22 protein-coding genes, 6 tRNA genes and 1 pseudogene are annotated in these 24497 nt (G+C 66.7%); 20 read left to right on the top strand and 9 right to left on the bottom strand.

All coding sequences use genetic code 11. From position 1 onward, the window contains the following. The first annotated feature begins 2 nt into the window (after nt 1-2). From AAG689_RS13180 to AAG689_RS13140, 9 genes and pseudogenes are all read left to right on the top strand, one after another. Complete coding sequence (locus tag AAG689_RS13180; protein ID WP_406622431.1) at nt 3-1250, top strand: O-succinylhomoserine sulfhydrylase; 1248 nt, start codon at nt 3-5, stop codon at nt 1248-1250. Between the two features lie 13 nt (nt 1251-1263). Next, nucleotides 1264-2645: pseudogene (gltX, locus tag AAG689_RS13175) on the top strand (glutamate--tRNA ligase). A gap of 65 nt (nt 2646-2710) precedes the next feature. Further along, nucleotides 2711-2786: transfer RNA gene (locus AAG689_RS13170), tRNA-Ala, on the top strand. Between the two features lie 20 nt (nt 2787-2806). Beyond that, a tRNA-Glu gene (locus tag AAG689_RS13165) sits at nt 2807-2882 on the top strand. A gap of 47 nt (nt 2883-2929) precedes the next feature. Further along, nucleotides 2930-3006, top strand: a tRNA-Asp gene (locus AAG689_RS13160). A 6-nt stretch (nt 3007-3012) separates the two neighbouring features. Next, nucleotides 3013-3088, top strand: a tRNA-Ala gene (locus AAG689_RS13155). A gap of 29 nt (nt 3089-3117) precedes the next feature. After that, nucleotides 3118-3193 (top strand) — tRNA-Glu (locus AAG689_RS13150). A 46-nt stretch (nt 3194-3239) separates the two neighbouring features. Further along, nucleotides 3240-3316 (top strand) — tRNA-Asp (locus AAG689_RS13145). A gap of 55 nt (nt 3317-3371) precedes the next feature. Further along, nucleotides 3372-3677 (top strand): cell wall-binding protein, encoded by a 306-nt coding sequence (locus AAG689_RS13140; protein ID WP_406622430.1) that lies wholly within the window; start codon nt 3372-3374, stop codon nt 3675-3677. 7 nt (nt 3678-3684) lie between these two features. On the opposite strand, the gene AAG689_RS13135 is transcribed toward AAG689_RS13140, so the two are convergent. Both AAG689_RS13135 and AAG689_RS13130 read right to left on the bottom strand, forming a co-directional pair. Next, nucleotides 3685-4443, bottom strand: coding sequence for a 3-hydroxyacyl-CoA dehydrogenase (locus tag AAG689_RS13135; RefSeq protein WP_406622429.1), 759 nt, complete (start codon nt 4441-4443; stop codon nt 3685-3687). Nucleotides 4444-4573: 130 nt separating this feature from the next. After that, nucleotides 4574-5623: an extracellular solute-binding protein gene (locus AAG689_RS13130; RefSeq protein WP_406622428.1), complete on the bottom strand. Its 1050-nt coding sequence runs from the start codon at nt 5621-5623 to the stop codon at nt 4574-4576. A 231-nt stretch (nt 5624-5854) separates the two neighbouring features. On the opposite strand from AAG689_RS13130, the gene AAG689_RS13125 reads away from it, so the two are divergent. Beyond that, complete coding sequence (locus tag AAG689_RS13125) at nt 5855-6355, top strand: chemotaxis protein CheW (protein WP_020227723.1); 501 nt, start codon at nt 5855-5857, stop codon at nt 6353-6355. 27 nt (nt 6356-6382) lie between these two features. Then, nucleotides 6383-8119, top strand: a complete 1737-nt coding sequence (locus tag AAG689_RS13120) for a methyl-accepting chemotaxis protein (RefSeq protein WP_406622427.1) — start codon at nt 6383-6385, stop codon at nt 8117-8119. Nucleotides 8120-8131: 12 nt separating this feature from the next. On the opposite strand, the gene AAG689_RS13115 is transcribed toward AAG689_RS13120, so the two are convergent. Then, nucleotides 8132-9361 carry a GNAT family N-acetyltransferase gene (locus AAG689_RS13115; RefSeq protein ID WP_406622426.1) on the bottom strand — a complete coding sequence of 410 codons (1230 nt, stop codon included), beginning with the start codon at nt 9359-9361 and terminating at the stop codon, nt 8132-8134. A gap of 106 nt (nt 9362-9467) precedes the next feature. Here AAG689_RS13115 and AAG689_RS13110 point away from each other — a divergent pair, with 106 nt between their 5' ends. Together AAG689_RS13110 and AAG689_RS13105 are read left to right on the top strand one after the other, a co-directional pair. Continuing rightward, a complete protein-coding gene (locus AAG689_RS13110) occupies nt 9468-11129 on the top strand; it encodes an NAD+ synthase (RefSeq protein ID WP_406622425.1) in 1662 nt (553 codons plus the stop codon). Nucleotides 11130-11189: 60 nt separating this feature from the next. Further along, nucleotides 11190-11528: a P-II family nitrogen regulator gene (locus AAG689_RS13105; protein ID WP_020227719.1), complete on the top strand. Its 339-nt coding sequence runs from the start codon at nt 11190-11192 to the stop codon at nt 11526-11528. Between the two features lie 3 nt (nt 11529-11531). Here the strand turns inward: AAG689_RS13105 and AAG689_RS13100 are convergent, their stop codons facing one another. The 6 genes from AAG689_RS13100 to AAG689_RS13075 are packed head-to-tail and all read right to left on the bottom strand — an operon-like array spanning nt 11532 to nt 14933. Continuing rightward, entirely contained in the window at nt 11532-12125 is a 594-nt protein-coding gene (locus AAG689_RS13100; protein ID WP_406622424.1) for a TIGR00730 family Rossman fold protein, read from the bottom strand. After that, nucleotides 12118-12513: a diacylglycerol kinase gene (locus tag AAG689_RS13095; RefSeq protein WP_406622423.1), complete on the bottom strand. Its 396-nt coding sequence runs from the start codon at nt 12511-12513 to the stop codon at nt 12118-12120. Before AAG689_RS13095 ends, AAG689_RS13100 begins: the two co-directional genes overlap by 8 nt. Before the next feature lie 12 nt (nt 12514-12525). Continuing rightward, complete coding sequence (locus AAG689_RS13090) at nt 12526-13047, bottom strand: RDD family protein (RefSeq protein ID WP_406622422.1); 522 nt, start codon at nt 13045-13047, stop codon at nt 12526-12528. An 18-nt stretch (nt 13048-13065) separates the two neighbouring features. Beyond that, a complete protein-coding gene (locus AAG689_RS13085; RefSeq protein ID WP_406622421.1) occupies nt 13066-13896 on the bottom strand; it encodes a DUF3106 domain-containing protein in 831 nt (276 codons plus the stop codon). A gap of 30 nt (nt 13897-13926) precedes the next feature. Beyond that, nucleotides 13927-14367, bottom strand: a complete 441-nt coding sequence (locus AAG689_RS13080) for a DUF3619 family protein (protein WP_406622420.1) — start codon at nt 14365-14367, stop codon at nt 13927-13929. Next, nucleotides 14364-14933 carry an RNA polymerase sigma factor gene (locus tag AAG689_RS13075; RefSeq protein WP_020227713.1) on the bottom strand — a complete coding sequence of 190 codons (570 nt, stop codon included), beginning with the start codon at nt 14931-14933 and terminating at the stop codon, nt 14364-14366. The genes AAG689_RS13080 and AAG689_RS13075 overlap by 4 nt, the downstream gene beginning before the upstream one ends. 289 nt (nt 14934-15222) lie before the next feature. Here AAG689_RS13075 and AAG689_RS13070 point away from each other — a divergent pair, with 289 nt between their 5' ends. The 7 genes from AAG689_RS13070 to AAG689_RS13040 all read left to right on the top strand — a co-directional run bounded on the left by AAG689_RS13070 (nt 15223) and on the right by AAG689_RS13040 (nt 24442). After that, nucleotides 15223-17025, top strand: a complete 1803-nt coding sequence (locus AAG689_RS13070) for an acetolactate synthase 3 catalytic subunit (RefSeq protein ID WP_406622419.1) — start codon at nt 15223-15225, stop codon at nt 17023-17025. Nucleotides 17026-17154: 129 nt separating this feature from the next. Next, entirely contained in the window at nt 17155-17646 is a 492-nt protein-coding gene (gene ilvN, locus AAG689_RS13065; protein ID WP_020227711.1) for an acetolactate synthase small subunit, read from the top strand. A 52-nt stretch (nt 17647-17698) separates the two neighbouring features. After that, the gene (gene ilvC / locus AAG689_RS13060) at nt 17699-18715 is read left to right on the top strand and encodes a ketol-acid reductoisomerase (protein ID WP_020227710.1); all 1017 of its coding nucleotides are present in this window, start codon (nt 17699-17701) and stop codon (nt 18713-18715) included. Between the two features lie 176 nt (nt 18716-18891). Continuing rightward, a complete protein-coding gene (pssA, locus tag AAG689_RS13055) occupies nt 18892-19725 on the top strand; it encodes a CDP-diacylglycerol--serine O-phosphatidyltransferase (protein WP_020227709.1) in 834 nt (277 codons plus the stop codon). Nucleotides 19726-19912: 187 nt separating this feature from the next. Then, nucleotides 19913-21622 (top strand): 2-isopropylmalate synthase, encoded by a 1710-nt coding sequence (leuA, locus tag AAG689_RS13050; protein ID WP_406622418.1) that lies wholly within the window; start codon nt 19913-19915, stop codon nt 21620-21622. 82 nt (nt 21623-21704) lie between these two features. Further along, nucleotides 21705-23243: a 2-isopropylmalate synthase gene (locus AAG689_RS13045; protein ID WP_020227707.1), complete on the top strand. Its 1539-nt coding sequence runs from the start codon at nt 21705-21707 to the stop codon at nt 23241-23243. 113 nt (nt 23244-23356) lie between these two features. Further along, complete coding sequence (locus tag AAG689_RS13040; protein ID WP_024001067.1) at nt 23357-24442, top strand: serine hydrolase; 1086 nt, start codon at nt 23357-23359, stop codon at nt 24440-24442. Nucleotides 24443-24497 lie beyond the last annotated feature (55 nt).

The following is a 24497-nucleotide window of genomic DNA, read 5'->3' as shown; positions in this document are numbered from 1 at the left end:
TAATGAGCGCAAGCAGCTCCTGTTTTCTTCAAACGAGGAACCCCATCGTGAGCAACCTTCCCCCCGGCCTGCGCCCCGAGACGCTCGCCATCCGCGCCGCCGTGGCGCCCAGCCAGTACGGCGAAAACTCCGAGACGATGTACCTCACCACGGGCTTCGTGCAGCCGGACGCCGCCACGTCGGCCGAGCGCTTCGCCAGCGGCGAGGGCTACACCTACGCGCGCACGTCCAATCCCACCGTCACCAGTTTCGAGCAGCGCCTGGCCGCGCTCGAAGGGGCCGAGGCCGCCATCGGCACGGCCAGCGGCATGGCGGCCATCCTGCTGATGATCATGGGCCTGCTCAAGGCGGGCGACCACGTCGTCCTGTCGCGCTCCATGTTCGGCTCCACACTCAACCTGTTCGCCAAGGAGTTCGGCAAGTTCGGCGTGGAAACCACGTTCTGCTCGCAGACCGACGTTCAGGAATGGCGCGCCGCCGTGCGCCCCAACACCCGGCTGCTGTTCGCCGAAACGCCCACCAACCCGCTCACCGAAGTCTGCGACATCGCCGCCCTGGCCGACATCGCCCGCAAGGCCGGTGCCCTGCTGGCGGTGGACAACGCCTTCGCCACACCCATCCTGCAAAAGCCCCTGGCGCTGGGTGCGGACATCGTCATGCACTCCGGCACTAAGTACCTGGACGGACAGGGCCGCGTCATGGCCGGCGCGCTGTGCGCCAGCAGCCAGCTCGTCACCGAGAAGTTCGCGCCCGTGGTGCGCACGGCGGGCATGGTGCTGTCGCCCTTCAATGCCTGGGTGGTGCTCAAGGGACTCGAAACCCTCAGCGTGCGCGTGAAGGCGCACTGCGAGAACACCCTGGCCATCGCCCGCTGGCTCGAAGCCCAGCCCCAGGTGGCGCGCGTGTTCTACCCCGGCCTGCCGTCGCACCCGCAGCATGAGCTGGCCATGCGCCAGCAGGGCGGGCTGGGCGGCGGCGTGGTGGCCTTCGAGCTGGCCGGCGATACGCTCGAGGCCGCGCGCGCCAAGGCGTTCCACGTGCTCGACAGCTGCCGTCTGCTCTCGCTCGCCACCAACCTGGGCGACACCAAGACCATCATCAGCCACCCGGCGACCACCTCGCACGGCCGCCTGACCGAAGCGCAGCGGCAGGCCGCGGGCATCAGCCAGGGCGTCATCCGGCTGGCCGTGGGGCTGGAGCATCCCGAAGACATCCAGGACGATCTATTGCGCGGCCTTCGCGGCCTGTGACGAGCTTGAGCAAATGACGAAAGTACGTACCCGTTTCGCCCCGTCCCCCACGGGCTTCATCCACCTGGGCAACATCCGCTCGGCCCTGTACCCGTGGGCCTTCGCGCGCGCCACCGGCGGCGACTTCATCCTGCGCATCGAGGACACCGACCTGGAGCGCTCCACGCAGGCCTCGGTCGACGTCATCCTGGAGGGCATGGCCTGGCTGCAGCTCGACCACGACGAAGGTCCGTACTACCAGATGCAGCGCATGGACCGCTACAAGGAAGTGCTGGCGCAATTGCAGGCCTCCGGCCACGTCTATCCCTGCTACATGAGCGTGGAAGAACTCGACGCCCTGCGCGAGCGCCAGATGGCAGCCAAGGAAAAGCCCCGCTACGACGGCACCTGGCGCCCCGAACCCGGCAAGCAGCTGCCCCCCATCCCCGAAGGCGTGAAGCCCGTGCTGCGCTTCAAGACGCCCAAGGACGGCGTCGTCGGCTGGGACGACAAGTGCAAAGGCCGCATCGAGTTCCAGAACAGCGAGCTTGACGACCTGGTGATCGCCCGCCCCGACGGCACGCCTACGTACAACTTCTGCGTCTGCGTGGACGACATGGACATGGCCATCACCCACGTCATCCGCGGCGACGACCATGTCAACAACACCCCGCGCCAGATCCACATCTTCGAGGCGCTGGGCGCCCAGGTGCCTGTCTTCGCCCACCTGCCCACCGTGCTCAACGAGCAGGGCGAGAAAATGAGCAAGCGCAACGGCGCCAAGGCCGTGACGCAGTACCGAGACGAGGGCTATCTGCCCGACGCCATGGTCAACTACCTCGCCCGCCTGGGCTGGAGCCACGGCGACGACGAGATCTTCGGCCGCGCGCAGTTCCTGGAATGGTTCGACCTCGACCACCTGGGCCGCAGCGCCGGCCAGTTCGACGAGGCCAAGCTGCGCTGGGTCAACGCCCAGCACCTCAAGGCCATGGACGACGCGCAGCTCGCCGGCATGCTCACCCCTTCCTCGCGGACGTGGCGACCGACGAGCGCCTGCCGCGCATCTGCGCGCTGTTCAAGGACCGCTGCGAAACGCTGGTCGATCTGGCGAATTGGGTGCGCGTCTTCTATGTGGACGCCGTGGAGCGCAACGACGACGACTACGCCAAGCACGTCACCGAGGCCGCCGCGCCGCTGCTCGATGCCTTCGCTGCCGCCATCGGCAACGTGGAGTGGAACAAGGAAGCCATCGCCGCCGCCATCAAGGAAGTGCTGAAGGCGCAGGGCGCCAAGATGCCGCAGCTCGCCATGCCCGTGCGCGTGCTCACCACGGGCACGGCGCACACGCCATCAGTGGATGCAGTGCTCGAGCTGCTCGGTCGCGAAAAAATCCTGGCAAGATTGAAAAACCGCTAAAAACCTGTCTATAATTTGAGGCTCAGGTGATGACGACGATTATGCAAATAAACGCCGGAATCAACGGGGGTATAGCTCAGCTGGGAGAGCGCTTGCATGGCATGCAAGAGGTCAGCGGTTCGATCCCGCTTACCTCCACCACCTGAAACAATCTAGGTTTTGACCCTATCGTCTAGAGGCCTAGGACATCACCCTTTCACGGTGAGTACCGGGGTTCGAATCCCCGTAGGGTCGCCAAGTTTTGTGGCACTTGGCTCCGAAAGGAGCGAAAGTCACACCGACGCGGAGTGGTAGTTCAGTTGGTTAGAATACCGGCCTGTCACGCCGGGGGTCGCGGGTTCGAGTCCCGTCCACTCCGCCATCTCTTGGGGGTATAGCTCAGCTGGGAGAGCGCTTGCATGGCATGCAAGAGGTCAGCGGTTCGATCCCGCTTACCTCCACCAAGATTGTCGGTTTGCAGTTTCTAGGTTTTGACCCTATCGTCTAGAGGCCTAGGACATCACCCTTTCACGGTGAGTACCGGGGTTCGAATCCCCGTAGGGTCGCCAAGTTTTGTGGCACTTGGTTCCGCAAGGAGCGAAAGTCACACCACGCGGAGTGGTAGTTCAGTTGGTTAGAATACCGGCCTGTCACGCCGGGGGTCGCGGGTTCGAGTCCCGTCCACTCCGCCATTGATTGAAAAAGCCACCTTCAGGTGGCTTTTTTGCGTTCGAAATCGTGCAATCCATGAATCTGCGTTCCCGCTACGAGCAAGCCGTGCGCGAATTGCGCGAGCGAGCGCACGCAATGCAGCGCGAAGGATTGGCTGCCGAGGCCATCGCGCGCAACTTGCACGCGGAGCGCATACGGCTGGCCTCCCACTTCAAGGAACTGACGCCCGAGCCCTACCGCAGCCGCATCTATGAGCGGACGCTCCAGGTCTACGGAAACGAGTTCGGCCCCTCGATCGAATTCCTGCGAGCGTCTGGCAAGTCGTGGGAGGCGATCATCGACAGCGCGACGCGCCCCGGGCTGCCGCCTCCCTTCGACTGACAGGCTTTTACTTTGGTGCCAGGCGGATGGCACCGTCGAGGCGGATCACCTCGCCGTTGAGCATGTCGTTCTCGATGATGTGCCGCACCAGCTTGGCGTAGTCCTGCGGCGTGCCGAGGCGGCTGGGGAAGGGCACGCCGGCAGCGAGCGCGTCCTGCACTTCCTGCGGCATGCCGAACAGCATGGGCGTGCCGAAGATGCCGGGAGCGATGGTCATGTTGCGGATGCCGCTGCGCGCCAGGTCGCGCGCGATGGGCAGGGTCATGCCCACCACGCCGCCCTTGGACGCGGAATAGGCCGCCTGGCCGATCTGGCCGTCGTAGGCGGCCACGCTGGCCGTGGAGATCAGCACGCCGCGCTCGCCCGTGGCTTCGGGTTCGTTCTTGGCCATGGCCTCGGCGGCCAGGCGGATCATGTTGAAGCTGCCCACGAGGTTGACCGTGATGGTCTTGCTGAACACAGCCAGGCTGTGCGCGCCGTTCTTGCCCACGGTCTTCTCGGCCGGGGCGATGCCGGCGCAGTTCACGAGGCCCGCGAGCTTGCCCAGGGACACGGCCTGGGCGACCACGGCCTGGCCATCGGCCTCACTGCTCACGTCGCAACGCACGAAAGCGCCGCCGATGTCGCGCGCGACGGCTTCGCCCTTGTCCGCCTGCATGTCGGCGATGACCACCTTGGCGCCTTCGCCAGCCAGCATGCGCGCGGCGCCTTCCCCGAGGCCCGAGGCGCCGCCCGTGACGATGAAGACCTTGCCCTTGATTTCCATGTGTTGTCTCCTGTGATGAGAGTGACGTTGACGTTAACGTCAATTATGGCGCAGCCGTCCGCACCCGCCCGACGGGAGCGGAAAGAAAACCCGGCCATGCCGGGTTGTCTTGGAGAAGGGGGCGTGGCTCTCAGCGGAAGCCGACGCGGTCCAGCATCTGCTGCACCTTGGTGGTGTTCGCACCCACGGCGCCGATCGGGATGGTCTCGCTCTTGAAGGGCTTGCCATCGGTCATGGCCTTCAGCGCGGGGTTGCCCGGGTCGACGCCCTTGGCGGCGGGCCATTCGTTGTTGCCGTTGGCGAAGTAGTTCTGCGCCTCGGGGCTGGCCAAGTATTCCAGGAACTTGATGGCATTGGCGCGGTTCTTCGCATGGCGGGCGACGGCGCCGCCCGCGATGTTCATGTGTGTGCCCCAGGATTCCTGGTTGGGGAAGACCACGGACACCTTCTCGACCACGGCCTTGTCCTCCGGCTTGTCGGAGCGCATCAGCCGGGCCAGGTAGTAGCTGTTGGTGACGGCGATGTCGCATTCGCCCGCGGCCACGGCCTTGATCTGGTCGGTGTCGCCTCCCTTGGGCGGGCGTGCGAGGTTGTCCACGATGCCCTTGAGCCAGGCTTCCGCCTTCTGCTCGCCCAGGTGCTCCATCACCGAGCCGAACAGGCTCAGGTTGTAGGGATGGGAGCCCGATCGGATGCAGACCTTGCCCTTGTTCTTGGGATCGCCCAGTTCCTGGTAGGTGTCCACGTCGTCCTTGTTCACTTTCGCCTTGTTGTAGACGATCACGCGGGCGCGGGTGGACAGGCCGAACCAGGCGATGCCGCCGTCCGCCGCGGGCGTGGCGCGCAGGTTGGCGGGAATGGCGCTTTCCAGCACCTGGGAGCGGACGGCCTGGAACAGGCCATCGGCTTCGCCGCGGTACAGGCGCGCGGCATCGACCAGCAGGATCACGTCGGCGGGAGAGGCCGTGCCTTCGGCCTTGAGCCGGGCCATGATGCCTGCATCGTCTGCGTCCACGCGGTTGATCTTGATGCCCGTGGCCTTGGTGAAGCCGCTGTACAGCGCTTCGTCGGTGGCGTAGTGGCGGGCGGAATACAGGTTCACCACCTGTTCCTGCGCGGCTGCAGCGCCTGCCGCGGCGAGCAGGCATGCGGCCAGCAGTGATTTCAAGGGTTTGGACATAGGGCTTGCGGCCTCCTGTGACTGGAATGCGCGGCATGATACAGAAGGCGAGAATGGTTCTTATTTGTCGGGCTCGCGCCAGGGGAATGGAAGGCGGCCACGCGGACTTTCCCGCATGCGCTGAAATTGTCAGCATCAGTAACTTCGGGCTGTTATGCTGGCGGAATCCGCGGTGCCGCAGGCCGTATTCCATCGTTGCGGGCCGCAGCCTATTTGTGTCAAGGAGCCACCATGTTGTCTGCACCCGCCCAGCGTTCTTCCACCGGCGCCACCGCCAGCGCCGCGGAATACCTGACTTTCCGCCTGGGGCAGGAGGAGTACGGAATCGACATCCTGCGCGTGCAGGAAATCCGCTCCTATGAGCAGCCCACCCGCATGGCCCATGCGCCGGAATTCATCAAGGGCGTGATCGACCTGCGCGGTGTCATCGTGCCCATCGTGGACCTGCGCTTGAAGCTGCACTGCGCCGAAGCCGAGTACACCGATTTCACCGTGGTCATCATCCTCAATGTGGGTGGCACGGTGCTCGGTGCAGTGGTGGATGCGGTGGCCGACGTGGTGGCACTGCCGGCCGATGCCATCAAGCCCGCGCCCCAGTTCCAGGGGCAGATGGATGCCTCGTTCGTGCGCGGCATCGCGACGGTGGGCGAGCGCATGCTGATCGTGGTGGACATCGAATCGCTGCTGAGCAGTGCTGAAATGGGATTGGTCAAGACCGTCGCCACCGCCTGAGGCGGGGCTGCCCGGAGGGAGCATCACATGGCGTTTTCCAATCTGCGCATCGGGGCGAAGCTGGGCCTGGCCTTCGCCGCCATGGTGCTCCTCAACGTATTGCTGGGCGTCCTGGCCATCGTGCAGATGGGGCAGATCAACGACGACACGCGCGATGTCGCCACCAACTGGCTGCCCAGCGTGCAGGCGCTGGGCGATATGCGGGCCACGGCCAACCGGCTGCGCGCCAGCGAGATCGGCATGGTGCTGAGCCCCGACCCGGCCGAGAAGGCGCGGCTGAGCAAGGACGCGACGGCCGTCGCTGCCATGCTGGGCGAGTTGGAGCAGCGCTACGCCCCGCTGGTGACCCCGGCCGAGGCGGCCGCGTTCGAGGAATTCAAGACGCACCGCGCCGCGTACCTGCGTACCCAGGCGCAACTGCAGGAACTGGTGGCCCAGGGCGAGTCGCGCCAGGCCGACGCCGGCCAGTTGCTCTACCAGGGCTCGCAGCAGGCCTTCGTGGGCATGGCCGAAACCATCGGCAAGCTCTCCAAGATCAATGCCGCGGGCTCCACCGAGGCGTATGAAGATTCCCAGCGGGCGTTCGGAATGGCCCGCGGCACCATGCTCGGTGTGCTGGCGGCGGCCATCGCCGTGGCGGTGGCGCTGGGCGTGTGGATCACGCGGCTCATCACGGCGCCCGTGGCCCAGGCCGTGCGGGCGGCCAGCGAGATCGCCCAGGGCAATCTAACGGTGGAGCTGGCGGTGCGCTCCAAGGACGAGATGGGCCAGCTCACGCAGGCCCTGCGCGACATGCAGCACAACCTGGCCAGCGTGGTTTCCGGCGTGCGCAGCAATGCCGAAGGCGTAGCGACGGCCAGCGCCGAGATCGCCCAGGGCAACCACGACCTGTCGGCCCGCACCGAAAGCCAGGCCAGCGCCCTGGAAGAGACCGCCGCCTCCATGGAGCAGTTGGGCGCCACCGTGCGCCAGAACGCCGACAACGCCCGCCAGGCCAACCAGCTCGCCATGAGCGCCAGCACCGTCGCCGTGCAGGGCGGCGAGGTGGTCAGCCAGGTGGTGGACACCATGCGCGGCATCAATGATTCCAGCCGCAAGATCGCCGACATCATCGGCGTGATCGACGGCATCGCCTTCCAGACCAACATCCTGGCGCTCAACGCTGCCGTGGAGGCGGCGCGCGCGGGCGAGCAGGGCCGGGGCTTCGCGGTGGTGGCCGGCGAGGTGCGCAGCCTGGCGCAGCGCAGTGCGGAAGCCGCCAAGGAGATCAAGCAGCTCATCACGGCCAGCGTAGAGCGCGTGGAACAGGGCTCGCAGCTGGTGGACAAGGCGGGCACGACCATGACCGAGGTGGTCAACTCCATTCGCCGCGTGACGGACATCATGGGCGAGATCAGTGCGGCCAGCAGCGAGCAGAGCAGCGGCGTGGCCCAGGTGGGCGAGGCCATCACGCAGATGGACCAGGCCACGCAGCAGAACGCGGCGCTGGTGGAGCAGAGCGCGGCTGCCGCAGGCAGCCTCAAGGCGCAGGCGGCGCAGCTCGTGGACGCCGTGGCGGTGTTCCGCATCGGCAAGCAGCCGCAGGCCATCGCCGCGCCACGTTCCGTGCCGCAGCCGCCGCGCGCGGTGGCGCCTGCACCGAAGCCTCAGGCCGCACCGCCCAAGCCGGTCCTGCGCAAGAGCCCGCCGCCCGCCGCCAAGTCGGCGGCGCTGGCCAAGCCGGTTGCCGTCGCAGCGCAGGACGACGATTGGGAAAGCTTCTGACAGGCCGCCGGCTCAGCCCTGCCTGAACGGGCTGCGCGTGTGCAGCTCGTCGAGGTAGTGCGCGACGCCCTCGCTCTCGCGCTCCAGGAAACGGTCCACGGCTTCGGCGAAGGCCGGATGTGCCAGCCAGTGCGCGCTGGTGGTCTGCACCGGCAGCAGGGCGCGGGCCATCTTGTGCTCGCCCTGGGCACCGCCCTCGAAGCGCTGCACGCCATGGGCGATGCACCACGCCAGGGGCTGGTAGTAGCAGGCCTCGAAATGCAGGCAGTCCACGCGTTCCAGCGCGCCCCAGTACCGGCCATAGGCCACCAGAGGTTGAGGGTGTTTTGAGCCTGCAGCGCTTACGGGGCAGGCGCTGACAGCTATCAGGCTGCTAGCAATGGGGCGCCCGCCGCGCTCGGCCACGAACAGCACCCATGCCTCGGGCATGTGGGTGGCCATGCGGGTGAAGAAGTCGCGCGTGAGGTAGGGCGGGTTGCCGTGCTCGGCGTAGGTGCGCTCGTAGCAGCGGTAGAAGAAGTCCCAGTCGCGCGCCGTGATCTCGGCGCCGCGCAGCGCGCGGAAATGCACGCCGGCGTCCGCCACGCGGCGGCGTTCCTGGCGGATCTTCTTGCGCTTGTCGTGCGAAAGGGTGGCGAGGAAATCGTCGAAGTCGCGCAAGGGCCGCTCCGCCGTGCCGGCAGATGGCGGTGCGGCGTTGTTCCAGTGGAATTGTACGCCGTGGCGCAGCATCAGCCCGGCCTCGCGCGCGGCCTGCACGTCCTCGGGTGCGGTGAACAGCAGGTGCAGCGACGACAGCGCCTGGGCGTCGCACCAGTCCACCAGGGTGCGCAGCAGCGCCAGGCGTGCCGCTGCGTCGCGCGCCAGCAGACGCGTGCCCGGCACGGGGGTGAAAGGCACGGCCACCACGGCCTTGGGGTAGTAGGGCAGGCCGTGGCGCGCATAGGCGTCGGCCCAGGCCCAGTCGAAGACGTATTCGCCCCGCGAGTGGGGCTTGAGGTAGAGCACGCAGGCGGCATGCAGCGCACCGCCCTGCCAGAGGGTGAACCACAGCGGCGTCCAGCCCGTGGCGGGCACGGCACTGCCGCTGGCCTGCAGCGCCGCGAGATAGGCGTGGCGCATGAAGGGCGTGGGCTGGGACTGGGCCTGCAGCAGCGCGTCCCACGCGGCGGCGTCCGCGGCGGGCAGGGCGTCGGACACGCGCAGGTCGTAGGGGGCGGTAAGAGGGGCAGAGGAGTGCATGCGATAGGAGCGGCTGCGCCCGGCCATCCTGCCACAGGCGCGGCTTTCGCATGGGAGGCGGAGGTACGAATGACATAATTCCCTCGACTCCTTTCCCTCCCTCCCTATGCCATTCGTCATCAGCATCGCCCAGCTCAACTTCGTGGTGGGCGACGTGCCGGGCAATGCCCAGCGAATCATCGGCGCCGCGCGCGAGGCCCATGCCGCCGGCGCGCGCCTGCTGCTCACGCCGGAGCTGGCGCTGTGCGGCTACGCGGCCGAAGACCTGTACCTGCGCCCGGCCTTCCTGGCGGCCTGCGAGCAGGCGCTGGCCGAGGTGGCGCAGGCCACCGCGCAGTGGCCGGGGCTGGCGGTGGTGGTCGGCCATCCGCAGCGGGCCATGGGCGCCAATGCAGGCGGGCACGGGCGCGTCCACAACGCCGCCAGCGTGCTGCGCGGCGGGCGCGTGGAGTGCACCTATGCCAAGCAGGAACTGCCCAACTACGAGGTCTTCGATGAGCAGCGCTACTTCGTGCGCGGCCAGGACACCTGCGTCTTCGAGGTCGAGGGCGTGCGCATGGGCCTCTTGATCTGCGAGGATGCCTGGTTCCCCGGCCCCGCACGCCGCGCGGCCGACGCGGGCGCGCAGATGCTGCTGACGATCAACGCCTCGCCCTACCACATGGGCAAGGCGCGCGAGCGCGAGGAGGTGATGCGCGAGCGCGTGCGCGAGACCGGCCTGCCGCTGTTCTACGCCCACCTGGTGGGCGGGCAGGACGAGGTGGTGTTCGAGGGCCGCTCCTTCGCCCTGCAGGCGGACGGCGCGGTGGCGCTGCGCGCCCCGGGTTTCAAGGAAAATATGGCCCTGGCGCTTGTACAGCAAGCGCAAACAGCTATCAAAATAGAAGCGAAAGTGTTACCCCACGATGATGCGGACGCCGAGCTGTGGCACGCGCTGGTGCTGGGCGTGCGCGACTACGTGGGCAAGAACGGCTTCCCGGGCGTGCTGCTGGGGCTGTCGGGCGGCATCGACTCGGCGCTGGTGCTGGCGGTCGCGGTGGACGCGCTGGGCGCGGACAAGGTGCGCACGGTGATGATGCCCTCGCCCTACACGGCCGACATCAGTTGGATCGATGCGCGCGACATGGCCGCCCGCGTGGGCGTGCGCTACGACGAGATCGCCATCGCCCCGCAGTTCGAGGCGTTCAAGGCCGCGCTGGCGCCGCTGTTCGTCGGCCGATCCGAAGACACGACGGAGGAAAACCTGCAGGCGCGCATCCGCGGCACGCTGCTCATGGCGCTGTCCAACAAGTTCGGCGCCGTGGTGCTCACCACCGGCAACAAGAGCGAGATGGCGACGGGCTACTGCACGCTGTACGGCGACATGGCCGGGGGCTTCGCGGTCATCAAGGACGTGCTCAAGACGCGCGTCTTCGCGCTCGCGCGCTGGCGCAACGCGCACGATCCGTACGGCACGGGGGCCGACCCGATCCCCGAGCGCATCATCACGCGCCCGCCCAGCGCCGAACTGCGCGAGGACCAGAAAGACCAGGACAGCCTGCCGCCTTATGAGGTGCTCGATGCCATCATCGAGCGTTACATGGAAAATGACGCTCCCATCGAAGACATCGTCCGCGCAGGTTTCGACCGGGCCGACGTGGAGCGTGTCACCCGCCTCATCAAGATCAACGAATACAAGCGCCGCCAGGCCGCCGTGGGAGTGCGCGTCACCCGCCGCAGCTTCGGCAAGGACTGGCGCTACCCCATCACGAACCGCTTCCGGGCCTGACCGGGCGCCTCCGCCCGTGCCCGTTCCGCACCCACCGCACAGCCACCAGGAGTTTCCGCCATGCAAATGATCACCGCCGTCATCAAGCCCTTCAAACTCGAGGAAGTCCGCGAGGCATTGGCCGAGTGCGGCGTGACGGGGCTGACGGTGACGGAAGTGAAGGGCTTCGGGCGCCAGAAGGGCCACACCGAGCTCTACCGGGGAGCCGAGTACGTGGTGGACTTCCTGCCCAAGGTGAAGATCGAGGTGGTGGTGCGCGGCGAGGACGTGGACCGCTGCGTGGACGCCATCGTGGGTGCCGCACGCACCGGCAAGATCGGCGACGGCAAGATCTTCGTCACCGCCGTGCAGCGCGTGGTGCGCATCCGCACCGGTGACCTGGACGACGCGGCAGTCTGATTTCTAGATCACGCTGCGCAGCGGGATTGCCTGGGCGTTGAGGCCCGCGTCCTGCACCAGGGAGGAGAGCAGGGCATCGACCTCGGTGCCGGTGCGCACCAGGCCCATCTGCCATTCACCCATGAAGCCGTTCGCCACCGCCTGCTCCAGGAAGCGCAGCATGTGGGCGTAGTAGCCGTCCACGTCCAGCAGGCCGATGGGCTTGTCGTGGTAGCCGAGCTGGCGCCATGTCCAGACCTCGAACAGCTCCTCCAGCGTGCCGATGCCGCCGGGCAGCGCCAGGAAGGCGTCGCTGCGCTCGGCCATCATGGCCTTGCGCTCGTGCATGGTCGTGACGATGTGCAGTTCGTCGCACTGGTGGTTGGCCAGTTCCTTGTCCACCAGGGCCTGGGGAATCACGCCCACCACGCGCCCGCCCGCCAGGCGGGTGGCCTCGGCCACGGTGCCCATGAGGCCGCTGCGCCCGCCCCCATAGACCAGTTGCCCGCCGTGCTGGCCGATCCAGCGGCCGACGGCCGTGGCTGTTTCGGCGAAGAGGGGGTTGTCGCCGGGGCGAGAGCCCAGGTAGACGCAGACGGAGAAGGCGGGATCAGCCATGGGCAAACCTTTGGTAGAGCGCTGCCGCCCAGATGCCGGCGCACAGCAGAAGGCTGAGCAGCACCGCGGCGCTGCCCATGTCCTTGGCGCGCTTGGACAGGTCGTGCAGTTCGGGACCAATGCGGTCGATGGCCGCCTCGATACCCGAGTTGAGCAGTTCCGTGACCAGGACCAGCACCACGGCGGCGGCCAGCAGCGCGGCTTCCATCCAGCTGCGGCCCACCCACAAGGAGAGCGGCAGCAGCACGATGGCCAGGCAGGCTTCCTGGCGGAAGGCCTTCTCGCCCCAGCCCGCGCGCAGGCCCTGCAGCGAATAGCCTGCAGCGTGCCACAGGCGGTTCAGCCCGGTGCGACGCTTGTGGGGGTGGACGGAAGGGGTGTCGGACATGGCGTGGCGGGCCTATCGGCGTCCCTGGTGGGCGCGGGGCCGCGGTTGATGGTGTACCAGCCTCGTGCGCGCCAGCGCATCGTGCCAGAACTGGTGCTCGGGGTGGAGGCGGCTCAGCAGGGCCCAGAGCACTACCCACAGGGCCAGCAGCAGCAGGGTAGTCAGGGCGGGAACGCCCAGTGCGTAGGCCGCCAGCGGCGGCAGGAACCACAGCCAGCACAGCACGTAGCGCAGGCAGGCGCGGGACTGGGTGACGGGCTGGCCGGCGGTGTCCACCACGCGGATATGCCAGGTCTTCTGCGCCAGGGTCTGGCCGCGCGACCAGAACCAGCCGAAATAGATGCCGAAGACCACGAACAGGAACGCCATCCGCAGGGGCCGGTTGGCGAGGGCGTGGCGCGACTGGCTGAGTGTGTCGAACAGGTAGCCGGCGATGAACACCAGCCCGAACATCAGCATGCCTTCGTAGAACCAGCAGGCCATGCGGCGCCAGAGCGCGGGGGCCACAGTGGTGGTCGGGCTGGGAGATTGCATGCAAAAAAGGGCGATCGGCTAGGACGGGCTGTACAGGGGCGCGTGGTCGGAAGGAGGCGGTGCCGGCTCCGCTTCGGGAGCGGGGAGCATCGGGGGCAGGGGCACCGGAACGGCCGACGGCGTCGCGACGGGTGCGGTTTCTACCACAACCGGCGGAGGCGGCGGCGCTACCGGCAGGGCCTGGGGCGAATGGAATTCCGCGGGCGGCAGGATCTTTGGCGGGTTGGGGGCAGCCGGGGCGGCATTGGTGGCCGCAGGCACGCGGGCGAGCTTCTTGGGCGACACGGGCCGCACGGCTGTGGCGGCGCCCGAGGGCTTGGGAGCGGCCTTGGCGGCCAAGCGCTTTTTCTCTTCTTCGCTCAGGGCCTGGTAGGCTTCCCACTGGGCGCGCTTGCTGTCGGGTGCCAGCTTGTTGGCCGCCGCATAGTTCAGCCGGGCCTGGCTGCGCTGCTGGACGCTCAGGCTGGCCCAGTCGGTGATGCGGGCCAGCATCTTGGACTGCTCCTCGGGGGACAGGGCGTGGAAGCCGGCTGCGAGCTTGAGCCAGTTGCGCTTTTGCGCCTCGCTGAGGAAGGCCCAGCGGTTGGCCAGCGGGTACAGGGCTTCCTTCTGCGGCGTGTTCAGCTCGCTCCAGTCGGGGCCGGCCTGTACCTGGGGCGGCAGCAGCACGCTGTGGGTCTTGTGCTTGCCGCCCAGGGCCTCGGCCGGCACGGGGGTGCTGGGGGCCATGCGCACGTAGCCTGCCATCCACCAGCCGGCCGCCGCCAGGAGGCCCAGCAAGACAAAAGCCAGCACGAAGACTGGCCATTGGCGGGAAGGGGAGAGGTGGCGGTGGTGCGATGCGTGCATCAGGCGGTGGATGGGCCCGGGCCCATGGGGTTATTGGCCCGGGCTGGAGGTCTTGATGAATTGCAGGAAGCCGGGGTCGGCGTAGGCGGAAGGCGGCAGGTCGTCGGTCAGCAGGGCGGCGTCGATCTCGGCGATCTCGGCGGCGACGGTCTGGTCCTGGGCCATGTTGACGAAGAACAGGCCGACGAGCAGCGCCGCCACCGGCACGGCCGATACCAGCGCGCGCCACCAGTTGCCCTCGTCGCCGCCCCGGCCGAGGACGGCAGCCCCGCCGGCGCCCACGAGCACCGTCGCGGTTTCCGCACGGCGCACGGCCTGTGCCATGGGCTTCTTGCGCTTGTCCAGCGCCTGCATGCGGGCCGCGCGCAGGCGTTCGGTGATGTCGTAGGGCAACTCCTCGGTGGCATGCGTGAGGCGCGCGGTCACGCGCAGTGCATACGCATCCACGGCGGTTTGAGAGGGGCTGTTCATAGCACGATTCCTTTGGCCTTCAGTGCCTTGCTGAGGGTTTGGACGGCACGGAAGCAGTGTGTCTTGACACTGCCTTCGGAGCAACCCATGGCGGCTGCTGTTTCTGCCACGTCCATTTCCTCCCAGTAACGCATCAAAAATGCTTCGCGTTGACGGGCAGGTAATTCCTGGATCTCCGCCTCAATGTCGCGCAGGACCTGTGCCCGGCGTACGGTGTCTTCCGCGCTCTGCGCCAGCTCGCCTTCCGCCGGGGACTGGTAGGCCTCGAGAAAGTCGAAATCCTGGCCATCGTCTCCCGGCCCCTCGAAGTCGCTCATGCTCGAGAAGAGCGCGTTGCGGGTCTTCTGGCGGCGGAACCAGTCCAGCGTGCAGTTCGTCAGGATGCGCTGAAAAAGCATCGGCAGCTCGGCCAGGGGCTTGTCGCCGTAGTGTTCGGCCAGCTTGAGCATGCTGTCCTGCACGATGTCCAGGGCCGACTCCTCGTTGCGCACGTGGTAGAGCGTGCGCTTGAAGGCACGCTTGTCGACGCTCTTGAGGAAATCGGACAGCTCTTGTTCGGTGGCCAAAAGACGAAAAAACCGCGGAGGGCTGGCAGGGGCGGCGCGAAGCGCGCGCGGCGCGGGCTTGGAAACGGGCGATTATGGCATCGCACCGGAAAAATTTGCGCAAGGCGCACGCCAGGTGCGGCGCGCAGTGCGATAATCGCCGCTGCAATTCAAAAAGGCAAACGGGTCCCGGTCCGGCGCAGTACGCATGTCGCCCATGGCCGAGGCCTCAAGTTCCAAGGCGGCTTCACAAGAGCTGGCGCGAGGAGCACCCAAGGTTTTTCGTTAGAGAAATTCGCAAAGGTTGATCATGGAAATCTCCAAGGCCGAACTCGCTTCGGCGGCCGCCGCCTCCAGCGGCAACGCTTCCGCATCCTCCCCCGCAACCGGCTCCCAGGAACTGATGGGCGCCGAAATCCTCGTCAAGGCCCTGCAGGCCGAAAACGTGCAGTACATCTGGGGCTACCCCGGCGGCGCGGTGCTCTACATCTACGACGCCCTGTACAAGCAGGACACCATGCAGCATGTGCTGGTGCGCCATGAGCAGGCGGCCGTGCATGCTGCCGATGGCTACGCCCGTGCCACGGGCGAGGTGGGCGTCGCGCTGGTTACCTCCGGCCCCGGTCTGACCAATGCGGTGACGGGCATCGCCACCGCTTACATGGACTCCATCCCCATGGTCATCATCTCCGGCCAGGTGCCCACGCCCGCGATCGGGCTGGACGCCTTCCAGGAGTGCGATACCGTGGGCATCACGCGCCCCATCGTCAAGCACAACTTCCTGGTCAAGGACGTGCGCGACCTGGCGGTGACGCTCAAGAAGGCATTCCACGTCGCGCGCACCGGCCGCCCCGGCCCGGTGGTGGTCGATATTCCCAAGGACGTCTCGTTCAAGAAGACGGCTTACCAGGGCTATCCCCAGAGCGTGGAGATGCGCTCGTACAACCCGGTCAAGAAGGGCCATGGCGGGCAGATCCGCAAGGCGCTGCAGCTGCTGCTGGCCGCCAAGCGCCCCTACATCTACACGGGCGGCGGCGTGCTGCTGGGCAATGCCTGCAACGAACTGCGCACGCTCGTGGACATGCTGGGCTATCCGGTCACGCATACGCTGATGGGCCTGGGCGCCTATCCGGCCAGCGACCGCAAGTTCCTCGGCATGCTGGGCATGCACGGCACGATCGAAGCCAACAACGCCATGCAGAACTGCGACGTGCTGCTGGCCGTGGGCGCGCGCTTCGACGACCGCGTGATCGGCAACCCCAAGCACTTCGCGCAGAACGACCGCAAGATCATCCACATCGACATCGACCCGTCCTCCATCTCCAAGCGCGTGAAGGTGGACATTCCCATCGTGGGCGATGTCAAGGAAGTGCTGACCGAGCTGATTTCCATGATCCGCGAGGCGAGCACACGCCCCGATGCCAAGGCGCTCGGCGCCTGGTGGGACCAGATCGAAACCTGGCGCAGCCGCGACTGCCTGAAGTACGACCGCGGCAACCAGGAGGTCATCAAGCCGCAGTACGTGGTCGAGACGCTGTGGAACATGACCAAGGACGCGGACACCTACGTCACCTCCGACGTGGGCCAGCACCAGATGTGGGCCGCGCAGTTCTACCGCTTCGACGAGCCGCGCCGCTGGATCAACTCCGGCGGCCTGGGCACCATGGGCGTGGGCATTCCCTACGCCATGGGCATCAAGCTGGCCAAGCCGCAGTCCGAGGTGTTCTGCATCACCGGCGAAGGCTCGGTGCAAATGAACATCCAGGAGTTGTCCACCTGCCTGCAGTACAACACGCCGATCAAGATCTGCTCGCTGAACAACCGCTACCTGGGCATGGTGCGCCAGTGGCAGGAAATCGAGTACTCCGGCCGCTACAGCCATAGCTACATGGATGCGCTGCCCAACTTCGTGAAGCTGGCCGAGGCCTATGGCCACGTGGGCATGCTCATCGAGCGCCCGCAGGACGTGGAGCCCGCGCTGCGCGAAGCCCGCAAGCTCAAGGACCGCACGGTGTTCATGGACTTCCGCACCGACCCCACCGAGAACGTGTTCCCGATGGTGCAGGCCGGCAAGGGCATCACCGAAATGCTGCTGGGGTCGGAAGACCTTTAAGCATCAAAACGGCCTCCAGCGCTTGCCAGCCAAGCGCTGGCAGCTATCTTTCTTGACGAATCTATTGCCTGCCAAGCCTGGCGCTTACCGGCGCCAGGGGAGGGCAGCGAAAAGAGGAATCGCATCACCATGAAACATATCATCGCCGTCCTGCTCGAAAACGAGCCTGGCGCTCTTTCCCGCGTGGTGGGCCTGTTCTCGGCCCGCGGCTACAACATCGAATCGCTCACCGTGGCGCCCACGGAGGATGCATCGCTCTCGCGCATGACCATCCAGACCACGGGCTCGGACGACGTGATCGAGCAGATCACCAAGCACCTGAACCGCCTCATTGAGGTTGTGAAGGTGGTCGACCTGACCGAGGGGGCCTATACCGAGCGCGAGCTCATGATGGTCAAGGTGCGCGCCGTCGGCAAGGAGCGCGAGGAGATGAAGCGCATGGCCGACATCTTCCGCGGCCGCATCATCGACGTGACCGAAAAGAGCTACACCATCGAACTCACGGGCGACCAGGCCAAGAACGACGCCTTCCTGCAGGCCATCGACCGCACCGCCATCCTCGAAACCGTGCGCACGGGCGCCAGCGGCATCGGCCGCGGCGAGCGCATCCTGCGCGTGTAGGACAATTCCCGCTTTTCCCTTCCCCCTCAACAGAATTTCAACCGGAGCGACCATGAAAGTTTTCTACGACAAAGACTGTGACCTGAGCCTGATCAAGGGCAAGACCGTTGCCATCATCGGCTACGGTTCGCAGGGCCACGCACACGCACAGAACCTCAACGACAGCGGCGTGAAGGTCGTGGTCGGCCTGCGCAAGGGTGGCGCGAGCTGGGACAAGGTCGGCAAGGCCGGCCTGACGGTCAAGGAAGTGAACGACGCGGTCAAGGAAGCCGACGTGGTCATGATCCTGCTGCCCGACGAGCAGATCGCCGAGGTCTACAACAACAACGTGGCGCCGAACATCAAGCAGGGCGCGTCGCTCGCCTTCGCCCACGGCTTCAACGTGCACTACAACCAGGTCGTGCCGCGTGCCGACCTCGACGTGTGGATGGTCGCTCCCAAGGCCCCCGGACACACCGTGCGCTCCACCTACACGCAGGGCGGTGGCGTGCCCCACCTCGTGGCCGTGCACCAGGACAAGAGCGGCAAGGCGCGCGACCTGGCCCTGTCCTACGCCATGGCCAACGGCGGCGGCAAGGCCGGCATCATCGAGACCAACTTCAAGGAAGAGACCGAGACCGACCTGTTCGGCGAGCAGGCCGTGCTGTGCGGCGGTGCGGTCGAGCTGATCAAGATGGGCTACGAGACCCTGGTCGAAGCCGGCTACGCTCCCGAGATGGCCTACTTCGAATGCCTGCACGAGCTCAAGCTCATCGTGGACCTGATCTACGAAGGCGGCATCGCCAACATGAACTACTCGATCTCGAACAACGCCGAGTACGGCGAGTACGTGACCGGTCCCGAGGTCATCAACGAGCAGTCGCGCGCCGCCATGCGCAACGCCCTCAAGCGCATTCAGAACGGCGACTACGCCAAGATGTTCATCCTGGAAGGCCGCACCGGCTACCCCAGCATGACGGCCCGCCGCCGCAACACGGCCGACCACAGCATCGAAGTGGTGGGCGGCAAGCTGCGCGCCATGATGCCCTGGATCGCCAAGAACAAGCTGGTGGACCAGACGCGCAACTGATGCGGCTGCGGCCCCATGCGCCGCACGCACTCCTGGAAAAAGGCCACTTTGGTGGCCTTTTTCGCGTGCGGCGCTGCGGCTACACTGCCTCCTTTTCCGCAGCGGTAGCGCGGATTGGATCACTATTAAAAATATAGCTGCTCGCGCATGTGCGATGGGCGCTGGAGGTCGATTGAATGCATGACGGCAATGACTCTGCCGAAGGCCAGGGCATCATGGTGCGCAAGCGCCGCAAGGGTATCTACATCCTGCCCAACCTGTTCACGTTGGCCGCGCTGTTCGGCGGCTTCTATGCGATCGTCATGGCCATGAACGGCCGCTTCGACCTGGCGGCGGTGGGCGTGTTCTGCGCCATGGTGCTCGACAGCCTCGATGGCCGCGTGGCGCGCATGACCAACACCCAAAGCGCGTTCGGCGAGCAGATGGATTCGCTGTCGGACATGGTGTCCTTCGGCGCGGCGCCGGCGCTCATCGCCTATGAATGGGCGCTGCAGGGGCTGGGGCGCTGGGGCTGGATCGCGGCCTTCGTCTATTGCGCATGCGCGGCGCTGCGGCTGGCACGCTTCAACGTCAACACCGGCGTGGTGGACAAGCGCTATTTCCAGGGCCTGCCCTCGCCCGCGGCGGCGGCGCTGGTGGCAGGGTTCATCTGGCTCATGACGGAGGCCGGCGTGCACCCGGGCGATGACGGCTGGCTGAGCTGGGAGCAGACCACCTGGGTGATGTGCGCCTTCACGCTGTACGCCGGCCTGACGATGGTGACCAACGTGCCGTTCTACAGCTTCAAGGACATCCAGATGAAGAAGAGCGTGCCCTTCGCCGCCATCGTGCTCATCGCGCTGGGCATCGCCGTGATCAACATCGATCCGCCCAGCGTGCTGTTCGGGATCTTCATGATGTACGGCTTGTCGGGCTACGTCGTCTATGCCTGGCGCAAGGCCAAGGGCAAGCCTGCCAGCGTGATCAGCACATCTACCGACGAGCCCGACGAGCGCGGGTTGCACCAATGAGAATCTGTGCTACAGTGGCCGCCATGCATTCCCTGTCGCTAGCCCTACTACTGATGTCCCACGGGCAGGCAGAGTAGCGCACGCGTCAACTCCACTCCTATCGGCCCGTATGCACCAGCAACGGGCCGTTTTGTTTTTGCATGCAGTTGCTGGTGGTTCCTCCCCCTTGAATGGAAGACCTGCAACCATGTTGAAGAACCCCGCCAGCAAGTACCGCGCCTTCGCCCCCATCGGGCTCAAGGACCGCACATGGCCCGACGCGCAGATCACCCGTGCGCCCATCTGGCTGTCCACCGACCTGCGCGATGGCAACCAGGCGCTCATCGAGCCCATGGACCTGCAGCGCAAGCTGCGGATGTTCGAGATGCTGGTGCGCATCGGCTTCAAGGAAATCGAGGTGGGCTTCCCCGCCGCGTCCCAGATCGAATGGGACTTCGTGCGCAAGCTCATCGACGAGGACCGCATTCCCGACGACGTGACCATCCAGGTCATGACGCCGGCGCGCGAGGAACTGATCGGACGCACCGTCGATGCCGTCCAGGGCGCGCGCCGGGCCATCGTGCACGTCTACAACGCCGTGGCGCCCGTGTGGCGTACGGTGGTGTTCGGCATGGAGGTGCCCGAGGTCATGGCCCTGGTGGAGCGCCACATCCGCCAGGTGCGCGAACTCACCGACGCACGGCCCGAGACGGAGTGGGTGCTGCAGTATTCGCCCGAGACCTTCAGCCTGGCCGAGCTCGACGTGTCGCTGCAGGCCTGCGAGACCGCGATCGCCGCCTGGGGCCCGGGGCGTCCCATCATCCTGAACTTGCCGACCACCGTGGAAGCGGCCACGCCCAATATCTTCGCCGACCAGATCGAGTGGATGGCGCGGCACTTCGCAGGCCGGCCCGAGGTGGTGCTGTCCGTGCACCCGCACAACGATCGCGGTACGGGCACGGCCGCCGCCGAGATGGCGCTGATGGCCGGTGCCCACCGCGTGGAAGGCTGCCTGTTCGGCAACGGCGAGCGCACCGGCAACCTCGACATCGTCAACGTCGCGCTCAACATGTACGTGCAGGGCGTCTCGCCGGAGCTGGATTTCTCGGACATCGATGCCATCCGCGCCGAGGTGGAGCACTGCAACCAGTTGCCTGTGCCGGCGCGCCATCCCTATGCGGGCGACCTCGTCTACACCTCGTTCTCAGGCTCGCACCAGGACGCCATCAAGAAGGGCTTCGCCGCGCGCCGCCCGGATGACGTGTGGGAGATTCCCTATCTGCCCATTGATCCCAAGGACCTGGGCCGCAGCTACGAGGCGGTGATCCGCGTCAACAGCCAGTCGGGCAAGGGCGGCATGGCCTATCTGCTGGAGACGGAGTACGGCATGCAGTTGCCGCGCCGGCTGCAGATCGAATTCAGCCAGGCGGTGCAGCGCGCCATGGACGTCGAGGGCAAGGAGCTGGCCGCCGCGGACCTGTGGCGCATCTTCTGCGGCGAATACGGCCTGGATGCCACGCCGCCGCTGCAGGACCGCGAGCTGGCGTCGCGCACCAATGCGCATGGCGTGCAGGAGACGGAACTGCGCGGCAGCATCGACTGGCAGGGTCGCGTGCGCCCGGTGCACGGGCTGGGCAACGGGCCTATCGACGCCTTCGTCAACGCGCTGGGCGCGGCCACGGGGCACAGCATCCGGGTGGTGGACTACCACGAGCATGCCATCGGCGGCACCGGGGCCGTGGGCGGCGACGCGCGCGCGGCGGCCTATGTGGAGTTGCGCGTGGACGACGGCCGGCAGGTGTTCGGCGTGGGCATGGACCACGACATCATCAGCGCCGCGATACGCGCCGTGACCTCGGGCGTGCTGCGGGCGGCCCGCACGCAGTCCGCAGGCGCCGCGCAGGAGGCCGTCGCCTGAACAGGCGGCCGGGTCGCTTAAATTAACGGGTTGCCCGGCACGCCACGCATTGCCGCCATCGCATTTCATGGAGAGACACACGATGACCGACCAACTCATTATTTTCGACACCACCCTGCGTGACGGCGAGCAGTCGCCCGGCGCCTCGATGACGCGCGACGAAAAGCTGCGCATCGCGCGGCAGCTGGAGCGCCTGAAGGTGGACGTGATCGAGGCCGGCTTCGCCGCCAGCTCCAACGGCGACTTCGAATGCATACAGGCGATCGCCAACGCGATCAAGGACTCCACCGTGTGCTCGCTGGCACGTGCCAACGACCGCGACATCGCGCGTGCCGCCGAGGCGCTCAAGGGGGCCAACCGCGGGCGCATCCACACCTTCATCGCCACCAGCCCGCTGCACATGGAAAAGAAGCTGCGCATGACGCCCGAGCAGGTGCTGGAGCAGTCCATCCAGGCCGTGCGCTTCGCGCGCAACCTGGCGGGCGACATCGAGTACAGCGCGGAAGACGGCTATCGCAGCGAGATCGACTTCCTGGCACGCGTGTGCGAGGCCGTCATCAAGGAGGGCGCCACCACCATCAACATCCCCGACACGGTGGGCTACGCCATTCCCGAACTGTACGGCAACTTCATCAAGACGCTGCGCGAGAAGGTGCCCAACAGCGACAAGGCCGTGTGGAGCGTGCACTGCCACAACGATCTGGGCATGGCCGTGGCCAACTCGCTGGCGGGCGTGCAGATCGGCGGCGCGCGCCAGGTGGAGTGCACCATCAACGGCCTGGGCGAGCGCGCGGGCAACTGCTCGCTGGAAGAGGTGGTCATGGCCGTGAAGACGCGCAAGGATTACTTCGGCCTGCAGGTCAACATCGATACCCAGCACATCGTGGCCGCCAGCCGCATGGTCAGCCAGACCACGGGCTTCGTCGTGCAGCCCAACAAGGCCGTGGTGGGCGCCAACGCGTTCGCCCATGCCTCGGGCATCCACCAGGACGGCGTGCTCAAGGCGCGCGACACCTACGAGATCATGCGCGCGGAGGACGTGGGCTGGAGCGCCAACAAGATCGTGCTGGGCAAGCTCTCGGGGCGCAACGCCTTCAAGCAGCGCCTGCAGGAGCTGGGCGTGGAGCTGGAGAGCGAGGGCGAGATCAACGCCGCCTTCGCCAAGTTCAAGGAGCTGGCCGACCGCAAGAGCGAGATCTTCGACGAGGACATCCTGGCCCTGGTGAGCGACGAGAGCGTGACCAGCGAGAAGGAGCAGTTCGGCTTCGTGTCGCTGGCGCAGCACAGCGAGACCGGCGAGCGTCCGCAGGCCACGGTGGTCTTCACCGTGGACGGCAAGGAAGTGCGCGGCGAGTCGGACGGCAACGGCCCGGTCGATGCGTCCCTCAAGGCGATCGAGTCGCACGTGCAGAGCGGTGCGGAGATGGTGCTGTATTCGGTCAATGCCATCAGCGGCTCCACCGAGAGCCAGGGCGAGGTCACGGTGCGCCTGCAGAGCGCCGGGCGGGTGGTCAACGGCGTGGGCGCCGACCCGGACATCGTCGTGGCTTCGGCCAAGGCCTACCTGAGCGCCCTGAACAAATTACAAAGTAAAGCCGAGCGCGTGGCCGCGCAGGGCTGATTTGCCAGCCTATAATTGAGGCAATTTCTAAAAGAGTCGCGCAAGATATTGATCTTGCGCGACTTTTTTGATTCTGTACACTGCCACACAGTTTTTGCCGCCTGGAGCATCTGATGCACGCCCGTCCTCGCGCCGCCGCCCGGTTTTTTCATGCCCTGGCCCTCATGGCCGTCAGCCTGGCGCTCGCGCTGCCGGGCGCGCAGGCGGCGGAGCGCAAGAAGGTAGCGGTGAAGAAAACCGCGGCCTCGGCCACCACCCACCGCTCGGCCGCCAAGGTGCCGCGCAAGTCCGCCGCGAAGGCGACCAAGGCGGTGCGCGTGTCCGCCCGCAGCGCCAAGGCGCCCGCGCGCATCGTGGCTGCGGTGCCGCCGCGGCTGTCGTTCGGCCAGCTCGCGGGCCTGCATGAGGTGAGCGATCCGCTGGACCTGAAGTCCAGCGTGGCGCTGGTCATCGACCAGGACACCAAGGAAGTGCTGCTCAGCAAGAACGACCATGCGGTGCTGCCCATTGCCTCGCTCACCAAGCTCATGACCGGGCTGCTGATCTCCGAGGCGCACCTGCCCATGGACGAGCCCATCACCATCACCCAGGACGACGTGGACACCGAGAAGGGCAGCGGCTCGCGCCTCGTGGTGGGCGCCACGCTGACGCGCGGAGAGATGCTGCACCTGGCCCTGATGTCCAGCGAGAACCGCGCCGCGCACGCGCTGGGCCGTACCTACCCGGGTGGGCTGGCGGCCTTCGTGGAGCGCATGAACGCCAAGGCCCGGCTGCTCGGCATGGCCGACACGCGCTACGTGGAGCCCACCGGCCTGTCCAGCCGCAACCAGTCCAGCGCCCATGACCTGGCCACGCTGGTCAATGTGGCGCACAGTGACCCGCTGCTGCGCGAGCTGTCCACGTCGCCCAGCTACGAAGTGGCCGTGGGCCGCCGCACGCTGCAGTACAACAACACCAACCGCCTGGTGAGTAGCCCGGCGTGGGACATCGGCCTGCAGAAGACCGGCTACATCTCCGAGGCCGGCCGCTGCCTGGTGATGCAGGCGCAGGTGGCGGGCCGCAAGCTCATCATGGTGTTCCTGGATTCGGCGGGCAAGTTCAGCCGCCTGGGCGACGCGGAGCGGGTGCGCTCCTGGGTCGAGAAGATGCATCCCATGGACGGGATCATGCTGCACGCGGAGGCCGGCCCCAAGGGCTGACGGAAAGCCTTTTTCCTAGCAAGGCGCGCGGCCCGAGGCCGCGCGCTTTTTTATC

Origin of the sequence: Acidovorax sp. SDU_ACID1 (assembly GCF_045291395.1) — a bacterium.
Classification (GTDB): domain Bacteria; phylum Pseudomonadota; class Gammaproteobacteria; order Burkholderiales; family Burkholderiaceae_C; genus MR-S7.
The sequence above is the reverse complement of the archived record's forward strand: the minus strand, read 5'-3'. Positions and strand labels throughout refer to the sequence as shown.

Coding starts and splice junctions, on each gene's coding strand:
- AAG689_RS13045 (WP_020227707.1), top strand. CDS start 21,705: ATGACCGACCAACTCATTATTTTCGACACCACCCTGCGTGACGGCGAG.
- AAG689_RS13070 (WP_406622419.1), top strand. CDS start 15,223: ATGGAAATCTCCAAGGCCGAACTCGCTTCGGCGGCCGCCGCCTCCAGC.
- AAG689_RS13110 (WP_406622425.1), top strand. CDS start 9,468: ATGCCATTCGTCATCAGCATCGCCCAGCTCAACTTCGTGGTGGGCGAC.
- AAG689_RS13090 (WP_406622422.1), bottom strand. CDS start 13,047: ATGCAATCTCCCAGCCCGACCACCACTGTGGCCCCCGCGCTCTGGCGC.
- AAG689_RS13115 (WP_406622426.1), bottom strand. CDS start 9,361: ATGCACTCCTCTGCCCCTCTTACCGCCCCCTACGACCTGCGCGTGTCC.
- AAG689_RS13140 (WP_406622430.1), top strand. CDS start 3,372: ATGAATCTGCGTTCCCGCTACGAGCAAGCCGTGCGCGAATTGCGCGAG.
- leuA (WP_406622418.1), top strand. CDS start 19,913: ATGTTGAAGAACCCCGCCAGCAAGTACCGCGCCTTCGCCCCCATCGGG.
- AAG689_RS13105 (WP_020227719.1), top strand. CDS start 11,190: ATGCAAATGATCACCGCCGTCATCAAGCCCTTCAAACTCGAGGAAGTC.
- AAG689_RS13135 (WP_406622429.1), bottom strand. CDS start 4,443: ATGGAAATCAAGGGCAAGGTCTTCATCGTCACGGGCGGCGCCTCGGGC.
- ilvC (WP_020227710.1), top strand. CDS start 17,699: ATGAAAGTTTTCTACGACAAAGACTGTGACCTGAGCCTGATCAAGGGC.
- AAG689_RS13080 (WP_406622420.1), bottom strand. CDS start 14,367: ATGAACAGCCCCTCTCAAACCGCCGTGGATGCGTATGCACTGCGCGTG.
- ilvN (WP_020227711.1), top strand. CDS start 17,155: ATGAAACATATCATCGCCGTCCTGCTCGAAAACGAGCCTGGCGCTCTT.
- pssA (WP_020227709.1), top strand. CDS start 18,892: ATGCATGACGGCAATGACTCTGCCGAAGGCCAGGGCATCATGGTGCGC.
- AAG689_RS13130 (WP_406622428.1), bottom strand. CDS start 5,623: ATGTCCAAACCCTTGAAATCACTGCTGGCCGCATGCCTGCTCGCCGCG.
- AAG689_RS13120 (WP_406622427.1), top strand. CDS start 6,383: ATGGCGTTTTCCAATCTGCGCATCGGGGCGAAGCTGGGCCTGGCCTTC.
- AAG689_RS13040 (WP_024001067.1), top strand. CDS start 23,357: ATGCACGCCCGTCCTCGCGCCGCCGCCCGGTTTTTTCATGCCCTGGCC.
- AAG689_RS13100 (WP_406622424.1), bottom strand. CDS start 12,125: ATGGCTGATCCCGCCTTCTCCGTCTGCGTCTACCTGGGCTCTCGCCCC.
- AAG689_RS13095 (WP_406622423.1), bottom strand. CDS start 12,513: ATGTCCGACACCCCTTCCGTCCACCCCCACAAGCGTCGCACCGGGCTG.
- AAG689_RS13180 (WP_406622431.1), top strand. CDS start 3: ATGAGCGCAAGCAGCTCCTGTTTTCTTCAAACGAGGAACCCCATCGTG.
- AAG689_RS13125 (WP_020227723.1), top strand. CDS start 5,855: ATGTTGTCTGCACCCGCCCAGCGTTCTTCCACCGGCGCCACCGCCAGC.
- AAG689_RS13085 (WP_406622421.1), bottom strand. CDS start 13,896: ATGCACGCATCGCACCACCGCCACCTCTCCCCTTCCCGCCAATGGCCA.